This is a genomic window from Nocardiopsis oceani, from assembly GCF_054777395.1.
Genome location: NZ_BAAHAR010000009.1, coordinates 18,572 through 35,365, shown reverse-complemented (window position 1 = coordinate 35,365; position 16,794 = coordinate 18,572). Strand labels below are relative to the sequence as shown.

Below are 16,794 nucleotides of genomic sequence, written 5' to 3'. Positions count from 1 at the left end.
GCTCCCGCTCAGCGGTTCCTGATCCGGCGTTCCACGGGAGAGGAGCCATGCGCCACAACCCCTTGTCCATCACGCTCGATGAGCTGCCGCCGAACACCCCCTACTTCCGCTACACCCCGATCCCCCACCACGGCCTCATCGTCGTGCGTGACGGCGTCACCTACGGCGCCCTCGTCGATGCCTACGTGCGGAACCTTCCGCCACGCCTCCGCCGGCGGCTGTTCGCCGCGGCGGGCGTGGCGGACCCGATCGACACCCCGTGCCAGTACCACCGGGATACCCCGTGGTGGCAGCGCGACCGGCCGGTGACGCCGGACGGGGTCTACAGGATGGAGCGCTCGGGGCTCATCACGCCCTGGCCGCACGCCTGGCTCACCTGATACGCCCCGGCAGTACGAGGGCCTGCCGGGCCACCCACCACACACAAAGGAGGGGCGCCGCCCTGCACGGCGACGCCCCCCAAGTGATTCACACGGAATCGAGGACAGCATATGAAACTGAACCGTGACGACGCGAGGCGACCCAACTCGCCCGAATACGCCGACCCCAGGGCACTGGCCGACCTGAAGGACACCGTCGACCAGGGTGAGGGGGAGCGCTGATGGCGTACTTCCGCAAGCTCAAAAGCGGGAAGTGGCAAGCGACTGTCCGCGACCCCTCCGGTGCCAGGCACACCCATACGGACAAGCTGAAGAAGGTCGTCAAGGAGTGGGCGGCCGAGCAGGAAGCGAAGTTCTCGGCCGGGGAGACGCGTAGCCCCCGCGCGGGCGAGATCACCGTGACCGCGTGGCGGGAACGTTGGACTGCCGGGCGTGTGATCGACACTCCCACCACGAAGAAGAACGATTCGTTGTGGCGTACCCATGTTGGGCCCAAGTGGGGAGCGTGGCCCATGGGTTCGATCCAGCGCGAACAGGCTCAGGCATGGGTCGGTGAGTTGATGGAGACCCGCCGTCGTCGGCACAAGGGCAAACCGGTCGAGCGAGTCGACGACGACGAGGTGCCGTTCCTGTCGCCAGCCACGATCCACGACGTCGTTCACCAGATGACCTCTCTCTACAAGGCGGCGATGCAGCAGACTCCGCCCTTGGTGGTGGTGAACCCCTTCGCCGACCTGGAGTTGCCAAAGCGCAAGGCGACCGTGGTCGAGTTCTACGAGCCGAACGAGGCTCTGGCGCTGTATGAGTCCCTCGAACTGCTGCCCCATGGTCAGACGTGGCGCACTGTGGCCGAGCTGGGTATGGACGTTGGCCTACGGCTGGGTGAGATCTATGGGCTGCACGGGCACCGGGTCGATTGGATCCGCGGCCTGATCCACGTGACGCACGTGATGACCGAGGACGGCATCCGTGAGTACCCCAAGACGATGAAGAGCCGTCGCACGGTGCCGGTTCCTCCGGAGACTCTCGACCGCATGAGCCGCCTAATGATCGGCCGTCCGCGCGAGAGCCTCGTGTTCACCGCTCCAGAGGGTGGCCCGATCCTCGATGACACGTTCCGGTACCGGGTCTGGTACCCGGCCGTTGCGGATGCGCGCATGTGCACCGACGAGTGTCGGGGCGCCTGCGAGGACGTCGCGCACCGCATCCGCCGGTTCCCGCCCCGAATCATGCGGCACACGGCGGCGTCATGGTTGGCACAGGACCGGGTCGACCTGCAAGAGATCCAGCGCTTGCTCGGGCACGAGGACTACGCGACCACGCTGCGGTACGCGCACCTCCAGCCGGACGCCTTCGACGCGGTGCGCAAGTCGTGGGAGCGGCGACGTCCGGGCGCATGAGCGACGCACGTTTCTGAGATTCTGACGCACGTGTGACGCACGGGCATGAAGAAGGCCCCGGTCTCGGTAGCTGTTATCTACCAAGACCGGGGCCTTTGACCTGGGGAAACACCCCTCGGCCGCTCTGTCGGGGTGGCGGGATTTGAACCCACGACCTCTTCGTCCCGAACGAAGCGCGCTGCCAAGCTGCGCTACACCCCGAAGCAACGTCCCCAAGTCTAGCGGACGTGTGGAGTGGTTGTGCACGTCGATTCCGCCGAAGCGGATCCGCGCGGGTCAGAGCCCGGGGCGAGGTCGGTCAGGACGCAGCGACGAGGTCCAGGAGGGACGCTTCGGGGCGGCAGCAGAACCGCACCGGGGCGTAGGGGGAGGTGCCCAGGCCGCCGGAGACGTGCAGCCACGCGTCGCCGTACCCGTTGAGGCCCCAGGCCCGCTTGCGGTCGATCCCGCAGTTGGTGACGAGCGTCCCGTAGTACGGCAGGCACAGCTGGCCGCCGTGGGTGTGCCCGGCGAGGAGGAGCTGGTAGCCGTCGGCCTCGAACCGGTCCAGGTTCGCGGGCTCCGGGGAGTGCAGGACGCCCAGCCGGATGTCGGCCGCGGTGTCGGCAGGCCCGGCGATGTCCTCGTACCGGTCCAGCTTGATGTGTGAGTCGTGCACGCCGGCCAGGGCCACGTCGAGCTGACCCGCCTTCAGGGAGCCCTTGCGGTTGTTGAGGTCCAGCCACCCGGAGGCCGTCATCGCCGCGCCCAGGTCCCGCCAGGGCAGGTCCGGTACCCGGCGCTTGTTGTAGTCGGTCTTGCTGGTCCGCCACAGGTAGCGCGCCGGGTTCTTCAGCTGGGGGGAGAACAGGTCGTTGGATCCGTACACGAAGGCGCCCGGCCGGTCCAGGAGGGGGCCGAGGGCGTCGATGAAGGGCCCGACCGCCTCCGGGTGGGCCAGGGAGTCCCCGGTGTTGACCACCAGGTCGGGCTCGTAGGCCTCCAAGCTCCGGATCCAGTCGATGAGCATCTTCCGGCCGGGCGTCAGGTGCGCGTCGGCCAGGTGCAGGATCCGCATGCGGGGGCTGCCCTCGGGCAGCAGGGGGAGTTCGTACCGGCGGAGCCGGAACCAGTTGCGTTCGATGACCGAGGCGTACCCCAGCCCGGCCACACCGACTGCGCCGGTGATCGCGGCCGCGCGCCCGATGCGGCGCAGGAGTGTTCTGTCTTCGGCGCCCATCCGGCCCTCCTTCGTCGTTGACTGATGGTCTCAGATCCGGCGGCAGCCCCGCGCAAACCGTTGGTGGGCGCACACCGGGCGGCCATAGGATCAGGCCATGTCCGAACTCAAAGCCCGCCTCAAGTCCGACCTGACCACCGCCATGAAGGCGAAGGAGAAGGTCCGCACCGCCACCCTGCGCATGGTGCTCACCACCATCGCCACCGAGGAGTCCGCGGGCTCCTCCCAGCGGTCCCTCGACGACGACGAGGTCACCAAGCTGCTCATGCGCGAGGCCAAGAAGCGCCGCGAGGCCGCCGAGGCCTTCGACAACGGCGGCCGCCCCGAGGCCGCAGCCAACGAGCGGGCCGAGAGCGAGATCCTCGCGGACTACCTGCCCAAGCCCCTCACCGACGACGAGCTCGCGGAGATCGTCAAGGCCGCGGTCGCCGAGACCGGTGCCTCCGGTATGAAGGAGATGGGCAAGGTCATGAAGGTCGTCAACGCGCAGATCGCGGGTCGGGCCGAAGGCTCCCGTGTGGCTGCGGAGGTCAAGAGCCAGCTCGGCTGACCGTACGCGGCGGCAGGGGTCTCAGCGCGCGGCAGACCCGTGCGGTACACGAAGCGGGGGCGGTGGTGACCAGGTCACCACCGCCCCCGCTTTCAGCTGTCAGCCGTCCGGTCAGCCGTTGGGCGTGGACCGCGCTCAGTCCGTGCCGTTGCGCCCGATCGGCCCCGCCGGCTGTGCCGGGTGCCAGCCCTCCGGGGGCGAGCTGTCGGCGTTGTCCTGTCCGCCGCCTTCGCTCAGGAACACGTTGACCGTGGCTCCGTCGGGGAGCCGGCTCCCCGGGTCGGGGTTGACCGCGGCCACCGAGCCCTCGGACTCCGAGGACCTGACGGACGTTCCGGAGACGCTCACCGAGTAACCGGCCTCCTCCAGCGCGGACACCGCGTCCGACTCGCTCATGCCGACGACGTTCGGTACGCCGCCGTCGTCACTGGCCGGGCTGGCGTCATCGTCGTCATCGTCATCGCCGCCGCTCGGCTGCGAGGTGGAGCCGAACTGGCTCGGCGCGGACGCCAGCTGTTCGGTGTCCAGGCCCTCGTGGGCACCGCGCATGGTCTCCTGCCAGATCGGTCCGGGGATCGTCGCCCCGTACACGACCGGGTAGTGCCGGTCCCCGATGGTGACGTTGCGCAGCGGGTACTCCTGCGGACCGCGCGGGTCGCCGACAAACACGCTGCTGGCCATCTGCGGCGTGAACCCTGCGAACCAGGCGGCGGCGGAGCCGTCGGTGGTACCGGTCTTGCCGGCCGCGGGGCGTCCGATGCCCAGACCCGCGGCGGTACCGCCGCTGAAGGTCTGCTGCAGCAGGTAGCTGGTGCCGTCGGCGACGTCCTCGTCGATCGCTTCTTCGCACTCGGGCTCGACGTCGATCGTGGTGCCGGACTGGCGGTCCTCGATCTGGTCGATCGCCTGCGGCTGGCAGTACGTTCCGCCGGAGGCGAAAGTCGCGTAGGCGTTGGCCATCCGGATCGGGGAGACCTCCTCGCTGCCGAGGACGAAGCTGCTGTTGGCGAGGGAGTTGGCGTTCTCCGTGAACACGGTCCCGTCGGCCCGCTGCAGGCCCAGCTTCTCCGACATCTCCATCGTGTTGCACAGCCCGGCACGCGCCTGGAGCTGGGCGAAGAAGGTGTTGGAGGAGGCCTGGGTACCGGAGACCATGTTGTGGTTGCCCTCGTCGCTGTCACCGGCGTTGCTCAGTGTCCACGACTCCAACCGGCCGCCGTCACAGGACTCCTGTCCGGTCACCGTGGTGGAGCTCGGCGAGTTGAACGAGGTGCTGAACGGCAGCCCCTCTTCCAGCGCGGCCGCCAGGCCCACCGCCTTGAAGGTCGAACCCGCCTGGAACCCGGTGCTGCCGCCGCGGTCCGAGTCGGCGGTGAAGTTGACCGTGGTCTCGCCGAGGTTGCTCTCGTCGGGGCCGTAGTTGCGGCTCTGCATCATGCCGAGGATCCGGCCGGTGCCGGGCTCGATGACCGCTTGCGCGGCGACCTTCCGGGAGTCGTTCTCGCGCGGGACCCACTCGTCCACGGCTTCCTGACCGGCCTCCTGCGTCTGCGGGTCCAGGGTGGTGTGGATCTCCAGCCCGGCGGTGCGCAGCCAGCGGGCCCGTTCGGTCTCGTTGGGCCCGAACCGATCGTCCTTCTCGATCTCCTGCACCACGTAGTCGCAGAAGAACGGTTGGTCGCTGGGGACGCACCCGTTGGGCGGGGTGTCCAGCTCGAGTTCCATCTCCTCGGACTTGGCCTCCTCGGCCTCGGCCTCGGTGATCTTCTCAGTGGCGACCATGCGGTCCAGGACGATGTCGCGCCGGTCCTGGGTCTGCTCGGGGAAGAAGCGGGGGTTGTACAGGTACGGATAGCGCACGAGCCCTGCGATGGTCGCGGCCTCGTGCAGCTCCAGCTCGCCCGCGGACACGTCGAAGAAGTGCTGTGCGGCGGACTCGACGCCGTAGGCGCCGTCACTGAAGTAGGCGATGTTGAGGTAGCCCTCGAGGATCTCGTCCTTGCTCATCCGCTGTTCCAAGGCCATCGCGTAGCGCAGCTCCCGGATCTTGCGGGCGACGGTCTCCTCCTGGGCCTCGTCCAGCTCCTCCTGTGAGGTCGCGGCCTCGATCTGCACGTTCTTGACGTACTGCTGGGTGATGGAGGAAGCGCCCTCGGTGTTCCCGCCGACCGTCCGGATGGCGGCGCGCAGCGTACCGGACACGTCCAGGCCGCCGTGCTCGTAGAAGCGGGAGTCCTCGATCGCCAGGATCGCGTCGATCATGACCGGCGAGATGTCGTCGATGTCGACGAGCTCCCGGTTCTGATCGAAGATCTCGGCGATGGTGCCGCCTTCGCTGTCATAGATGGTCGACCGCTGTGGCGGCGGCGGCGTCTCGAGCTGGCTGGGCATGTCCAGGAAGCCGCTGGCGACGTTGCGTGCGGTGATCCCCATGCCGCCGACCGCCGGGAGGGCGAGCGCGGCCACGAGGAGGCCGGCGATCACGCCCACGACCACCAGTTGGCTGATTCTTTGAAGCAATGTCCCCTGACCCACCCCATCAGAATAAGTGACCACGAACGCTCAAAAGTGGTGTGATCGGTAACGAATGGTGTGTTTTCACGCCGCATCGCACGTGCTGACGCACGTGCGGTGCCCCCAGACCATCTTTCCACGGTTATCGCAGACCGGCCCTGGTGCGGTTCGGCCGGCGGGCGCCTCCCCCTTCGGAGGGAGAGAGGTCCGCGGTCGCGCAATGGCCCGCTCGGGCCATATCCATGAGACGGGAAGTGGGTCGATTGGGTTCTGGTCGGTGTGACCGTTCGGACCGTACTTTCGAGATGTGGGGGTGCCGTGACACCACGTGTACATCGAACCCCACGCGGTAGCGGGAGGCCACCGTGTTCTCCTCCACTCAACCAGAGCACACCAACCACCCGTGACCGCGAGAGCGAGACCACACGTCTTGGAAGTGGGCCACATGTGGACCAACCAGTGGACGACGCGCGCACAGTGCCGACAGATCGACCCTGACGCCCTCTTCGTTCAGGGGGCCGCGCAGAACCGGGCCAAGCTCCTCTGCCACGGCTGCCCGGTACGCGCCGAATGTCTGGCCGACGCGCTGGACAACCGCGTCGAGTTCGGGGTCTGGGGCGGCATGACCGAGAGAGAGCGCCGCTCCCTGCTGCGCAAGCACCCGGAGGTCACCAGGTGGGCCCCCGTCCTGGAGGAGGCCCGCCGCGAGGGCGCGGACGACCTCTCCCGGTACGCGGCCGCGAAGTGCGGTGAAGCCTCCTCAACCCCGAGCGGAGCCGCCTGAATCCCAAGCGGACCCTCGGTCAGGAACCCTCGGTGGGGCCCTCCCCCGCCAGGGCCGACCCGATCCCGCGCAGGCCGGCGAGGTCGTGTACGTCCTCCGGCCGGGCGGCGACCTCGGCCACCCGGACCCCTCGGTGCGCGGACATCAGCCGAGTGCTCAGCCGTGCCTCGCGTTCCTGCGTCCGAACGCGTTCCGCGTGCAGCCGCAGGGCGGCGGCGGCCAGCGGGTGCGTTCCCCCCTCCGCCAAAGGCGCGGCCGCCGCCAGTGCCGTGTCGGCGCCCAGCCGTGCCCCGGGGCCGGGCGGCAGGGGGTGGGTCCGGTTGATCACCAGACCGGCCAGCGGCATGGACTCCTTCGCCAGCCGCTCCATGAAGTAGGAGGCCTCGCGCATCGCGTCCGTGTCCGGTACGGCCACCACCACGAATGCCGTTCCCGGTGTCTGGAGCAGCCGGTAGGTGCGCTCCGCGCGCTCCTGGAAACCGCCGAACACCGTGTCGAAGGCCGAGACGAACGATCGCAGGTCGGCCAGGAACTGGGCACCGACGATCTTGCCCACCACCGAGCTCACCACGTTGAATCCGGCGCCGAGCAACCGGAACGCCCCCGTGCTCGCAGGGGTGCTCAGGAACCGGATGAGCTTGCCGTCCAGGAACCGGCCGAGCCGTTTCGGGGCGTCGAGGAAGTCCAGGGCCGACCGGCTGGGCGGGGTGTCCACCACGATGAGGTCCCACTCGCCGGACTGGCGCAGCTGCCCCAGCTTCTCCATCGCCATGTACTCCTGTGTCCCGGAGAAGCTCGTGGAGAGCGTTTGGTAGAAGGGGTTGGCCAGGATCTGGCGGGCCCGCTCGGGGTCGGCGTGCTCCCGCACGACCTCGTCGAAGGTCCGCTTCATGTCCAGCATCATGGCGTGCAGGCTGCCCGTAGCCGTCTCGGGGAGCGGCACCGGGCGGGGAGTGTTGTCCAACTCCTCCAGGCCCATCGACTGGGCCAGGCGCCTGGCCGGGTCCACGGTGATCACGACGGCCCGCCGTCCGCGCTCGGCAGCGCGCAGGCTCAAGGCGGCCGCGGTGGTGGTCTTGCCGACCCCGCCCGCCCCACAGCACACGACGATCCGGGTCGCCGGGTCGTCGACGAGGCCGTCCACGTCCAGCCGACCCGCCTCGGACCTGACTGCATTGGACCTGACCTGATCGGACATGGGGGTCCGGGCACCCCCCGGAGCGGTGCCGTTCACCGTGCCACCCCCTGCTCGATCAGCCGTTGGGTGAGAGTGCCCAGTGCCGCCCGATCCACGCCGCCCGCCAAGAAGGGCAGCTCCAGCAGGGGACGTTCCAGCCCCACGAGATCCTCGCGCACCCTCTGCTCCAGGAGGTGGCGCAGGGCGTGGGCGCGGACCTCGCCGGCGAGGTCCGAGGCGAGCTCCTCGGCGTCGTCCAGCCGGGCCGCCTTCAGCCCGGAAGCGAGTTCGGCGGTGTCCAGGTCTCCGGCGGCCGCGGCCGCCAGGTCGGCGGGGCCGAGGAGCGGAGGGCTGACCATGTTGACCAAGACCGTGCCCAGGTGGAGTCCGAGTTCGCCGATCTCGGCGAGCCCGTCCCGGGTCTCTTGGGAGGGCATCTCCTCCAGCAGGGTCACGAAGTGCACCCTGGTCTGCTCGGAGCGGATGACCTCCATGACCCGGTCGGCGTGGTTGCGGATCGGACCCACCCGGGCCAACCCGGCCACTTCGGAGTTCACGTTCAGGAACTGCGCGATCCGCCCGGTGGGCGGTGCGTCCATGACCACGGCGTCGTAGTGGAAGGGCGCTTCGGAAGGGGTGTCGGCGGAGCGGCGCCGCCCGCCGACACGGCGCCGGACGGCCTCGGTCGCCTTGCCGGTGAGCAGGACGTCCCGCAGGCCCGGCGCGATGGTGGTCGCGAAATCCACGGCGCCCAGCTTGGTCAGTGCCTGGCCGGCCCGGCGCATCCCGTAGAACATCTCCAGGTACTCCAGCAGGGCCGCCTCGGCGTCCGCCGCCAGTACGTACACGGAGCCGCCGCCCGGAGCGGACATCATCTCGCGCTCCTCGTAGGGCAGGGCCGAGCTCCCGAGCAGGGTGGCCACCCCTTGGCGGCCCTCCACCTCGACCAGCAGTACCCGTCCGCCCCCGGACGCCAGTGCCAGGGCCAGGGACGCCGCCGCCGTCGTCTTACCCGTGCCGCCCTTGCCCGTCACGATGTGCAGTCGGGCAGGGGCGAACGCCCCCTCTGGGCCCCGGTCGTGCGTTCCCCGTTCACGATCGTTCACCCAAGGGAGTCTATGTGCGGGCCGTCACCGGGCGAGAGTGCCGCGGCGCGGGGATCGCCTGGCCTGCCGATTGGGTGCGGGTGAGTAGGGTGAGCGGCGTTGAGGTGCGGCCCTGCGGGGCCGTTGGCAACCGAGAGGGGTTAGACCATGACCAAGTGGGAGTACCAGAGCGTGGCACTGCTGTCGCACGCGACCAAGCAGATCCTGGACAACTGGGGTGAGGACGGCTGGGAGCTGGTCTCCGTCGTGCCCGCGCCGCTGCCCGAGGGCACCGACCCGCGCAACCAGCAGTACGTCGCCTACATGAAGCGGGCCGTCTAGATGGCGACCCCCGAGGAGCGCATCGCTGAACTTGGCCTGACCCTGCCCGAGGTCGTGCCCCCGGTGGCTGCCTACCAGCCGACCGTGCGCAGCGGTGACCACGTGTACGTCTCGGGGCAGCTGCCGTTCCTCGAAGGCAAGCTCCCCGAGACCGGCAAGGTCGGTGCCGAGGTGGACGCCGAGACCGCTCAGGACCTGGCCGCCGTCTGCGCGCTGAACGCCATCGCGGCGGTGCGTGCCGAGGTCGGGGAACTGTCGAACGTGGTGCGGATCGTGAAGGTGGGCGGCTTCGTCGCGAGCTCCCCCGACTTCACCGGGCACCCCGGCGTGATCAACGGGGCCAGCGAACTGCTGGGCCAGGTCTTCGGCGAGGCCGGCGTGCACGCCCGGGCCGCCGTCGGTGTCGCGGCCCTGCCGTTGGACGCTCCGGTCGAGGTTGACATGATCGTCGAGGTCCGCTGACCGGTCCCGAGGATCTTCCGGGCCACGGCGCGGCTATCGCGAACGACAGGAGTGCGTCGATGACCGAGAACGACGGCGTGGCCCGGCCCCGTCCCGCCGCAACCGTGATGCTTCTGCGTCCGGCGGCGGGCACCACAGGCGTCCAGGCGGGGTGCCCCATGGAGGTCCTGCTCATGCGCAGGGTCCCCTCCATGGGCTTCGCCCCGGGCGCCTACGTCTTTCCCGGTGGCCGGGTGGACGAGCGCGACGCCGACGGCGCCCTGCCTTGGACCGGCCCGAGCCCGGAGGAGTGGGCGGAGACCCTCGGTACCGACGTGCCGATGGCCCGGGCGCTGGTGTGCGCCGCCGTCCGCGAGACCTTCGAGGAGACCGGTGTGCTGCTGGCCAGTGAGCCGGAGCGCGCGGGCGAGGAGTCCATCACCCTGGACACCGCCGTCGACGGCTGGGAGGAGGACCGGTTGGGTCTCATCGACCGTTCCCGCTCCTTCACCGAGGTGCTGTCCCGGCGTGGGCTCGTACTGCGCTCGGAGTGGTTGCGCGCATGGTCGCGTTGGATCACCCCTGCACCGCAGCCGCGCCGTTTCGACACCTGGTTCTTCACCGCCGAACTCCCCCCTGGGCAGCGGGCGCGCGACGTCGGAGGCGAGGCGGACCTCACGCAGTGGACGGACCCCTCGGTGGTCGCTTCGGAGTGGGAGGCGGGCCGGATGCCGATGCTGCCGCCGACGGTGATCGCCTGTGCCCAGCTGGCGGACCGGCGGACCCTCCGAGGTGTGCGGGAGAGCCGAAGGGATATCGTTCCCATCGAACCGGACGTTCGGGAAATCGACGGCCAACTCCGTATCGTGGCTCCAGACGGGACCCACTTCCCCCTACCGAGACCCAACACGACGCAGTGAGTGTGCCCACCAAGCGGTGTGGAGCGCCGCTCCGCGGATAGGTTTCCCAGCATGTCCTCTTGGCCGTCCTTCAGACCAGTCCGGTTTCGGCGAGCGAAGCGAGGTGCGATGAGGATCGACGGTTCCGGGACACTGCGCGCTGGCTGCGTACTGTGCCCCAACCCTGGACCGATGACGTTGGAGGGAACCAACACCTGGATCCTGCGGGAGCCGGGTGCGCGCGGTGTCGTGGTCGTCGACCCCGGGCCGCACGACGAGCGGCACCTGGAACGTGTGGCGCGGACCGTTCAGGAACAGGGCGCCCAGGTCCTGATGGGCCTGGCGACACACCGGCACTTCGACCACACCGAGGGTTCGCGGTACTTCTCCGAGCTGACCGGCGCCCCTGTGCACGCGGTCGACCCGGAGATGCGGGTGAGCGGTGCGGGTCTGTCGGACGGGCAGCTGATCGACGCGGAAGGTCTGGAGATCCGGGTCCTCGAGACCCCGGGGCACACCGACGACTCGGTGTGCTTCTTCCTGGAGGCCGACAGCGCCGTCCTGACCGGCGACACGATCCTCGGCCACGGGACTCCCGTAATCGACGGCGACGACGGTCTCGCCCCCTACATGGATTCGCTGTACCGGCTACGCGACCTGGCCCGGGAATACCAGGTGCGGACCCTGCTGCCGGGCCACGGACCCATCCTGACGTCTCCGCTGGCGACGCTGAACTCCTACATCGGCCACCGCGAGTCGCGCCTGGCCCAGGTGCGGGACGCGGTGGAGGCGGGCGCGACCAAGGTCGACGAGGTCATCGACCGGGTCTACCCGGACATCGCGGAGCGGATCCGGCCCGCGGCGGCCTCCTCGGTCCGTGCGCAGCTGCGCTACTTGGCGACCAAGGGTGAGCTGCCCGAGGGCGTCGAGAACTGACGGGGTGCCGCGTACCGGCCGGAGTGCCCTCTCTCCGCCGCTGAGACCCCCGGAACAGCGCTGCGGCCGTCACCCCGAAGGGCGACGGCCGCACAGCGTTCTCCGTCCCGCCACGGCGTCCTGACGGACGCGGCCACCTGGCGGCGGGCACGGGGCCTGCCAGCGGGTGCGGCGCCTACCGGTGGGGGCAGTACCTGCCGGTAGGGGCGGGCCCTTGCTAGCGGGCGCGGCGGCGCATGCGCTCGACGTCCATCAGCACCACGGCCTTGGCCTCGATCCGGAGCCAGCCGCGCAGGGCGAACTCGGCGAGGGCCTTGTTGACCGTCTCACGGGAGGCGCCCACCAGCTGGGCGAGCTCCTCCTGGGTGAGGTCGTGGTGGACGTGCAGGCCGTCCTCGCCCTCCTTGCCGAACTTGTCGGCGAGCTCGAGCAGGGCCTTGGCCACACGGCCGGGAACGTCGGTGAAGACCAGGTCGGCCATCACGTCGTTGGTACGGCGCAGGCGCCCGGCCAGCGACTTCAACAGCTGCAGTCCCACCTGCGGGCGGCTGGAAAGGAACGGCCGTAGGTCGTCGTGGCCGAGCCCGGCGAGTACGGAGTCGGTGACGGCCACGGCGCTCGCGGTGCGCGGGCGCGGGTCGAACAGCGACAGTTCACCGAACATTTCGCTGGGGCCGAGTACGCCCAGCAGGTTCTCGCGCCCATCGACCGCCGTGCGGGTCAGCTTCACCTTCCCGCTGAGGATCACATACAGGCGGTCGCCCTCGTCACCCTCGTTGAACAGGGTCTGGCCGCGGCCGAGACGCACCTCGTTCACTGAGGAGCGGAGCGCGGCCGTGTCCTCCTCGTCCAGCGCCTCGAACAGAGGGGCCTTCCGGAGCACCTCGTTGATCTCGTCCACACGTCCTCCTAAAACCTGACCGTCAACAGTGTGACGTATATCGCAACCAGGTGTGAAACCAGGTCGTTACCTCGGCTTGCCCGCCGGGAGACAACGTGCCCACAACAGCCGACGTCAGCCCATGCGATCCTAGTCGTCATCGGCTTGTGTCAGGGCTTGTCCGCGCCGTGTGACCGGACATTGGTTACATAATCTCGGTCACCGGCCGAAACGAAGGCGTGTCACTGAGCTGCGACGGGCCGGGTGTGCCCCCGCATCCGGACGCCTACCCTGTGACGATGCCTCGTGACACCCCAGACGTGCCCACGGAGAACTCCACGCCCACCGGCGAGAGCCGGCTCGCGCTGGTCCGTCGTGCCCGAAAGACCTATCGGGAGCTCTCCGAGCTGTACCCGGACGCCCACGCCGAACTGAACTTCACCACCCCGCTGGAGCTCCTGGTCGCGACGATCCTGTCCGCTCAATGCACGGACAAGCGGGTCAACCAGGTCACTCCGGCGCTCTTCGCGCGCTATCCCGACGCAGAGGCCTACGCGTCGGCCGAACGCGAGGAGCTGGAGGAGATGATCCGTTCGACGGGGTTCTTCCGGGCCAAAGCCAACAGCCTGCTGGGGCTTGGGCAGGCCCTGTGCGAACGGCACGGTGGCGAGGTTCCTGGGAACCTAGCCGACCTGGTCAAACTACCTGGTGTAGGGCGAAAAACCGCAAACGTACTGCTCGGTAACGCCTTCGGTGTGCCCGGTATCACCGTCGACACCCACTTCGGGCGGGTGGTGCGGCGCCTCGGGTGGACCGACGAGGAGGACCCGGTGAAGGTGGAGCACGCGGTCGGCGAGCTCTTCCCGACCAAGGACTGGACGATGCTCTCCCACCGCGTGGTGTGGCACGGCCGCCGGGTCTGCCACGCCCGCAAACCCGCCTGCGGCGCATGCGGAGTGGCCCGCTGGTGCCCGTCCTTCGGCGAAGGGCCCACGGACCCCGCCAGTGCCGAGAAGCTCCTCCGGATGCGGTCGTTCGCCTGATCCGGCGCCCGTACGTGCCCGTCCGGTACCTGGCAGCGGTTTGTACCCTGAACACGTGCGCACTCATCGGCCCCCGTCAGGGCACACAGGTCAGCGGGGCCCGGTGCCTGGTATGTCCCCTCTGCAGACGGCCGGTGCGGCGTGCCCGATCACCGGACGACCCGTCGGGCACCCTCAGGGTGACCGAACCCCTGCCGCCCCCTCGGCATCCCCATACGTACAGACGTTGGCGCGACAACCCCCGGAACAGGTTCTGCGTATGAACTCGACCCCGCTCTGGCTGTCCGCGCTCGCGGACGACGCCCAGACCATGCCGGTGCCCGAACAGATGCGCCCGCCCGAACGCGGCGGACGCGAGTCGGCGGTGCTCATCCTCTTCGGTGAGACTGACCGGGGGCCCGACCTGCTGCTCATCCAGCGCCGTGACGGGCTGCGCCGCCACTCCGGGCAACCCGCGTTCCCCGGCGGGCGGATCGAGCTCACCGACCCCTCTCCTGAGGCCGCTGCGCTGCGCGAGGCCGAGGAGGAGACCGGGGTCGTGCCCGAGGGGGTCGAGGTGGTCGGCCGCCTCCCCGAGCTCTACCTGAGCTTCAGCGACTTCCGGGTCGCACCCATCCTCGGCTGGTGGCGGGAGCCCACCGAGGTCCGGGCCGCCGATACTGGGGAGGTCGCGGCGGTCGCCAGGGTCCCCGTCGCCGACCTCGCGTCCCCCGAGAACCGGGTCAAGGTGCGGTACGGGGGAGGGCCGATGTGGGGCCCGGGATTCCGAGTGGAGAACATGCTCGTGTGGGGCTTCACGGGCGCGATCATCGACAACCTGCTCGCTCTCGGCGGTTGGGAACTTCCGTGGCGCAACCGGGGTCTCACTGACGAGTTCGAAGCCACCCCGCAGGGCCTCCGGCCGGTCGGGTAAAGCTCACTTCTTGGAGGGCATCCGTGCTCGACGCGGTTCTGGTCATCCTGTTGCTGCTGTTCGCGGTGACCGGCTACCGGCAGGGATTCATCGTCGGCGTCTTCAGCTTCGTAGGGTTCATCGGCGGAGGGGTGATCGCGGCGCTCACCGCGCCGAACCTCATCCAGGACTGGGTGGTCGACCCCGGGCGGCAGGCGCTTCTGGCCATCGCGGTGGTCTTCCTGTCCGCCGCCCTGGGTCAGTTCCTCGCTTCCTACCTGGGCACCTTGGTGCGCAACAAGGTCACGTGGGACTCCGCCCGGGTCGTGGACGCGTTGGGCGGTGCCGTCGTCAGCGGCATCTCGGTGCTCCTGGTCTCCTGGTTCATCGGCAGTACGGTCGCCAACTCTGCGCTGCCGTACGTGTCCAACCAGGTCAAGGAGTCCCGCATCCTCCAGTCGGTGGACTCCGTGATGCCGGACGCCGCCCACCAGGGCTTCTCCACCTTCCGGCGGATCGTGGACCAGAGCGCGTTCCCCCAGGTGTTCAGCGGTCTGGGTACGGGCGAGCTGGCCGAGGTCGAGCCGCCCGACCCGGACGTCCTCACCACGCCGGAGCTGATCGAGTCCAGTAACAGCGTGGTCAAGGTCCTGGGCACGGCCCCCGCTTGCCAGCGCAGGGTCGAGGGCACCGGGTTCGCCTACGGCGAGGACCGCATCATGACCAACGCGCACGTGGTTGCCGGGGTCACCGACGACCTGCGCGTGGTGACCCGGGATGGGCACCAGCTGGAAGCCACCCTGGTGCTGTTCGACGCCCAGCAGGACCTGGCCGTACTGCACGTGCCGGGGATGGACCTGAATCCGCTGGACTTCAACGCGGACGCCACCCAAGGCAACGACGCCGTAGTGGCGGGCTTCCCGCGCAACAGCGGATTCACGGCCGTTCCGGCGCGGATCCGGGCGGAGCAGACCGCGCAGGGTTCGGACTTCTACCACTCGCAGCAGGTGAGCCGGGAGATCTACCAGGTCCGGGCCGTGGTGCGCCCGGGCAACTCCGGCGGTCCGCTGCTCGCCCCGGACGGCACCGTGTACGGAGTCGTGTTCGCCGCGGCCACCAACGAGGAAGAGACCGGCTACGTGCTGACCGCGGACGAGGTGGCGGAGAACGCCGAGGAGGGGCTGGCAGCCACCGAAGAGGTGTCTTCCCAGGACTGCGACTGACGGGGCCGCACAGGCAGATCTGACGACGATGGGGCGCCTCCCTGTACGGGAGGCGCCCCATCGCGGCGTTCGGTCAGTTCGAGCTCGGGTTCTGGGTCTGGTCCCCGTGGAGCGGCCAGGTCATCCGAACAACCGTTCCCACGTCGTTGGGTTCGATGCTCACCTCGTCGGCGAGGCCGGTGATCACCGCCAGGCCCAGGCCGGGGGAGAACCCCGAGATGCCGCCGGGCGGAGTGTCCTCACCGTCCAGGAAGAGGCCGTCGAGCATGGGTTCGACGTGGTTGGCCGTCTCCTCGGCGTCCTTTGCCGGGGCACGGTCGGAGACGACGACCTCGAAACGTTGCGTCGCGCTCCCGTTGGCGCGCAGTGCTCGGCTCTGGGTGTCGGTGCGGGGGTCCGACACTGGATCAGGTCCGCTGCCGTCGATCAGCTGGAGCAGGATGGGCTGTGTCGGGCAGTGCAGCTTGTGCGCCGCCACCGCCCTGGAACAAGCCTCCCCGACCGCCAGTCTGATCTCATCGATCGCGGAGGCGGCGATACCCGCCCGCCGTGCGACGGTCGCGGCCATGAGCCGGGCCGTACGCACGTGGGCGGGGAGCGCACTGATCGTGAGCGTGATGGTTGCCATCGCTCGCTCTGGGCTACTTCGAGGAACGCTTGTCGATGGCTTCCTGCACCGAGCCGTGGATACCGAACACCTTGGTCAGTCCGGTGATCCGGAAGATCTTCAGAATCCGCTCCTGGGTGCAGACCAGGTCAAGCGTCCCATCGTGGGCCCGGACCCGCTTCAGCCCGCCCACAAGCACACCGAGGCCCGTCGAGTCCAGGAACTCCACCTTCTCCATGTTGACCACGAGGTGGAAGTTGCCCTTGTTGACCAGGTCGATCAGCAGCTCGCGGAGCCGGGGCGCGGTATAGACATCGATCTCACCCTCAACGACCACGATCTCGGTGTCGCCCTCGGTGTAATGATCAAGCTTCAAATCCACTAGTCCTCCAGCGCCGAACCGCGAAAAATCGCGAAGTATC

General features: G+C 69.2%; 18 protein-coding genes and 1 tRNA gene. 11 read left to right on the top strand and 8 right to left on the bottom strand.

Annotated features, from left to right (window positions below; all coding sequences use genetic code 11):
* Positions 1–47: 47 nt before the first annotated feature.
* On the top strand, positions 48–380 hold the full coding sequence (locus tag ACYVDG_RS06610; RefSeq protein ID WP_460747459.1) for a hypothetical protein: 333 nt from the start codon (positions 48–50) through the stop codon (positions 378–380).
* A gap of 221 nt (positions 381–601) precedes the next feature.
* Entirely contained in the window at positions 602–1,780 is a 1,179-nt protein-coding gene (locus ACYVDG_RS06605) for a tyrosine-type recombinase/integrase (protein ID WP_460747458.1), read from the top strand.
* Positions 1,781–1,907: 127 nt separating this feature from the next.
* On the opposite strand, the gene ACYVDG_RS06600 is transcribed toward ACYVDG_RS06605, so the two are convergent.
* Both ACYVDG_RS06600 and ACYVDG_RS06595 read right to left on the bottom strand, forming a co-directional pair.
* Positions 1,908–1,981, bottom strand: a tRNA-Pro gene (locus tag ACYVDG_RS06600).
* A 97-nt stretch (positions 1,982–2,078) separates the two neighbouring features.
* Positions 2,079–2,999, bottom strand: a complete 921-nt coding sequence (locus tag ACYVDG_RS06595; protein ID WP_460747457.1) for a metallophosphoesterase — start codon at positions 2,997–2,999, stop codon at positions 2,079–2,081.
* 97 nt (positions 3,000–3,096) lie between these two features.
* On the opposite strand from ACYVDG_RS06595, the gene ACYVDG_RS06590 reads away from it, so the two are divergent.
* Entirely contained in the window at positions 3,097–3,549 is a 453-nt protein-coding gene (locus tag ACYVDG_RS06590) for a GatB/YqeY domain-containing protein (RefSeq protein ID WP_460747456.1), read from the top strand.
* A gap of 135 nt (positions 3,550–3,684) precedes the next feature.
* On the opposite strand, the gene ACYVDG_RS06585 is transcribed toward ACYVDG_RS06590, so the two are convergent.
* Positions 3,685–6,069 carry a penicillin-binding protein gene (locus ACYVDG_RS06585; protein ID WP_460747612.1) on the bottom strand — a complete coding sequence of 795 codons (2,385 nt, stop codon included), beginning with the start codon at positions 6,067–6,069 and terminating at the stop codon, positions 3,685–3,687.
* Between the two features lie 439 nt (positions 6,070–6,508).
* On the opposite strand from ACYVDG_RS06585, the gene ACYVDG_RS06580 reads away from it, so the two are divergent.
* Positions 6,509–6,847 (top strand): WhiB family transcriptional regulator, encoded by a 339-nt coding sequence (locus tag ACYVDG_RS06580; protein WP_460747455.1) that lies wholly within the window; start codon positions 6,509–6,511, stop codon positions 6,845–6,847.
* A gap of 19 nt (positions 6,848–6,866) precedes the next feature.
* On the opposite strand, the gene ACYVDG_RS06575 is transcribed toward ACYVDG_RS06580, so the two are convergent.
* Both ACYVDG_RS06575 and ACYVDG_RS06570 read right to left on the bottom strand, forming a co-directional pair.
* A complete protein-coding gene (locus ACYVDG_RS06575; RefSeq protein ID WP_460747454.1) occupies positions 6,867–8,045 on the bottom strand; it encodes an ArsA family ATPase in 1,179 nt (392 codons plus the stop codon).
* A 32-nt stretch (positions 8,046–8,077) separates the two neighbouring features.
* Positions 8,078–9,130: an ArsA-related P-loop ATPase gene (locus tag ACYVDG_RS06570; RefSeq protein ID WP_460747453.1), complete on the bottom strand. Its 1,053-nt coding sequence runs from the start codon at positions 9,128–9,130 to the stop codon at positions 8,078–8,080.
* 147 nt (positions 9,131–9,277) lie between these two features.
* On the opposite strand from ACYVDG_RS06570, the gene ACYVDG_RS06565 reads away from it, so the two are divergent.
* From ACYVDG_RS06565 to ACYVDG_RS06550, 4 genes are all read left to right on the top strand, one after another.
* Positions 9,278–9,451 (top strand): DUF4177 domain-containing protein, encoded by a 174-nt coding sequence (locus ACYVDG_RS06565; protein WP_460747452.1) that lies wholly within the window; start codon positions 9,278–9,280, stop codon positions 9,449–9,451.
* The gene (locus ACYVDG_RS06560; protein WP_460747451.1) at positions 9,452–9,913 is read left to right on the top strand and encodes a RidA family protein; all 462 of its coding nucleotides are present in this window, start codon (positions 9,452–9,454) and stop codon (positions 9,911–9,913) included. It abuts the gene before it with no gap.
* Positions 9,914–9,972: 59 nt separating this feature from the next.
* Positions 9,973–10,812, top strand: a complete 840-nt coding sequence (locus ACYVDG_RS06555; RefSeq protein WP_460747450.1) for an NUDIX hydrolase — start codon at positions 9,973–9,975, stop codon at positions 10,810–10,812.
* A 108-nt stretch (positions 10,813–10,920) separates the two neighbouring features.
* Positions 10,921–11,727 (top strand): MBL fold metallo-hydrolase, encoded by an 807-nt coding sequence (locus ACYVDG_RS06550; RefSeq protein ID WP_460747449.1) that lies wholly within the window; start codon positions 10,921–10,923, stop codon positions 11,725–11,727.
* Between the two features lie 217 nt (positions 11,728–11,944).
* On the opposite strand, the gene ACYVDG_RS06545 is transcribed toward ACYVDG_RS06550, so the two are convergent.
* A complete protein-coding gene (locus ACYVDG_RS06545) occupies positions 11,945–12,628 on the bottom strand; it encodes a Crp/Fnr family transcriptional regulator (RefSeq protein ID WP_460747448.1) in 684 nt (227 codons plus the stop codon).
* A 278-nt stretch (positions 12,629–12,906) separates the two neighbouring features.
* On the opposite strand from ACYVDG_RS06545, the gene nth reads away from it, so the two are divergent.
* From nth to ACYVDG_RS06530, 3 genes are all read left to right on the top strand, one after another.
* Positions 12,907–13,650: an endonuclease III gene (gene nth, locus ACYVDG_RS06540; protein ID WP_460747447.1), complete on the top strand. Its 744-nt coding sequence runs from the start codon at positions 12,907–12,909 to the stop codon at positions 13,648–13,650.
* A 259-nt stretch (positions 13,651–13,909) separates the two neighbouring features.
* Complete coding sequence (locus ACYVDG_RS06535) at positions 13,910–14,563, top strand: NUDIX domain-containing protein (protein ID WP_460747446.1); 654 nt, start codon at positions 13,910–13,912, stop codon at positions 14,561–14,563.
* A gap of 23 nt (positions 14,564–14,586) precedes the next feature.
* Positions 14,587–15,765 carry a MarP family serine protease gene (locus ACYVDG_RS06530; protein ID WP_460747445.1) on the top strand — a complete coding sequence of 393 codons (1,179 nt, stop codon included), beginning with the start codon at positions 14,587–14,589 and terminating at the stop codon, positions 15,763–15,765.
* Between the two features lie 73 nt (positions 15,766–15,838).
* On the opposite strand, the gene ACYVDG_RS06525 is transcribed toward ACYVDG_RS06530, so the two are convergent.
* Both ACYVDG_RS06525 and ACYVDG_RS06520 read right to left on the bottom strand, forming a co-directional pair.
* Complete coding sequence (locus ACYVDG_RS06525; protein ID WP_460747443.1) at positions 15,839–16,393, bottom strand: ATP-binding protein; 555 nt, start codon at positions 16,391–16,393, stop codon at positions 15,839–15,841.
* Positions 16,394–16,406: 13 nt separating this feature from the next.
* Complete coding sequence (locus ACYVDG_RS06520) at positions 16,407–16,754, bottom strand: STAS domain-containing protein (RefSeq protein WP_026117083.1); 348 nt, start codon at positions 16,752–16,754, stop codon at positions 16,407–16,409.
* Positions 16,755–16,794: the final 40 nt, after the last annotated feature.

Excerpts from the sequence above, each read along its gene's own strand:
- ACYVDG_RS06555 (WP_460747450.1), top strand. The coding sequence starts at position 9,973 with ATGACCGAGAACGACGGCGTGGCCCGGCCCCGTCCCGCCGCAACCGTG.
- ACYVDG_RS06565 (WP_460747452.1), top strand. The coding sequence starts at position 9,278 with ATGACCAAGTGGGAGTACCAGAGCGTGGCACTGCTGTCGCACGCGACC.
- ACYVDG_RS06590 (WP_460747456.1), top strand. The coding sequence starts at position 3,097 with ATGTCCGAACTCAAAGCCCGCCTCAAGTCCGACCTGACCACCGCCATG.
- ACYVDG_RS06550 (WP_460747449.1), top strand. The coding sequence starts at position 10,921 with ATGAGGATCGACGGTTCCGGGACACTGCGCGCTGGCTGCGTACTGTGC.
- nth (WP_460747447.1), top strand. The coding sequence starts at position 12,907 with ATGCCTCGTGACACCCCAGACGTGCCCACGGAGAACTCCACGCCCACC.
- ACYVDG_RS06610 (WP_460747459.1), top strand. The coding sequence starts at position 48 with ATGCGCCACAACCCCTTGTCCATCACGCTCGATGAGCTGCCGCCGAAC.
- ACYVDG_RS06580 (WP_460747455.1), top strand. The coding sequence starts at position 6,509 with ATGTGGACCAACCAGTGGACGACGCGCGCACAGTGCCGACAGATCGAC.
- ACYVDG_RS06560 (WP_460747451.1), top strand. The coding sequence starts at position 9,452 with ATGGCGACCCCCGAGGAGCGCATCGCTGAACTTGGCCTGACCCTGCCC.
- ACYVDG_RS06535 (WP_460747446.1), top strand. The coding sequence starts at position 13,910 with ATGAACTCGACCCCGCTCTGGCTGTCCGCGCTCGCGGACGACGCCCAG.
- ACYVDG_RS06595 (WP_460747457.1), bottom strand. The coding sequence starts at position 2,999 with ATGGGCGCCGAAGACAGAACACTCCTGCGCCGCATCGGGCGCGCGGCC.
- ACYVDG_RS06525 (WP_460747443.1), bottom strand. The coding sequence starts at position 16,393 with ATGGCAACCATCACGCTCACGATCAGTGCGCTCCCCGCCCACGTGCGT.
- ACYVDG_RS06575 (WP_460747454.1), bottom strand. The coding sequence starts at position 8,045 with ATGTCCGATCAGGTCAGGTCCAATGCAGTCAGGTCCGAGGCGGGTCGG.
- ACYVDG_RS06605 (WP_460747458.1), top strand. The coding sequence starts at position 602 with ATGGCGTACTTCCGCAAGCTCAAAAGCGGGAAGTGGCAAGCGACTGTC.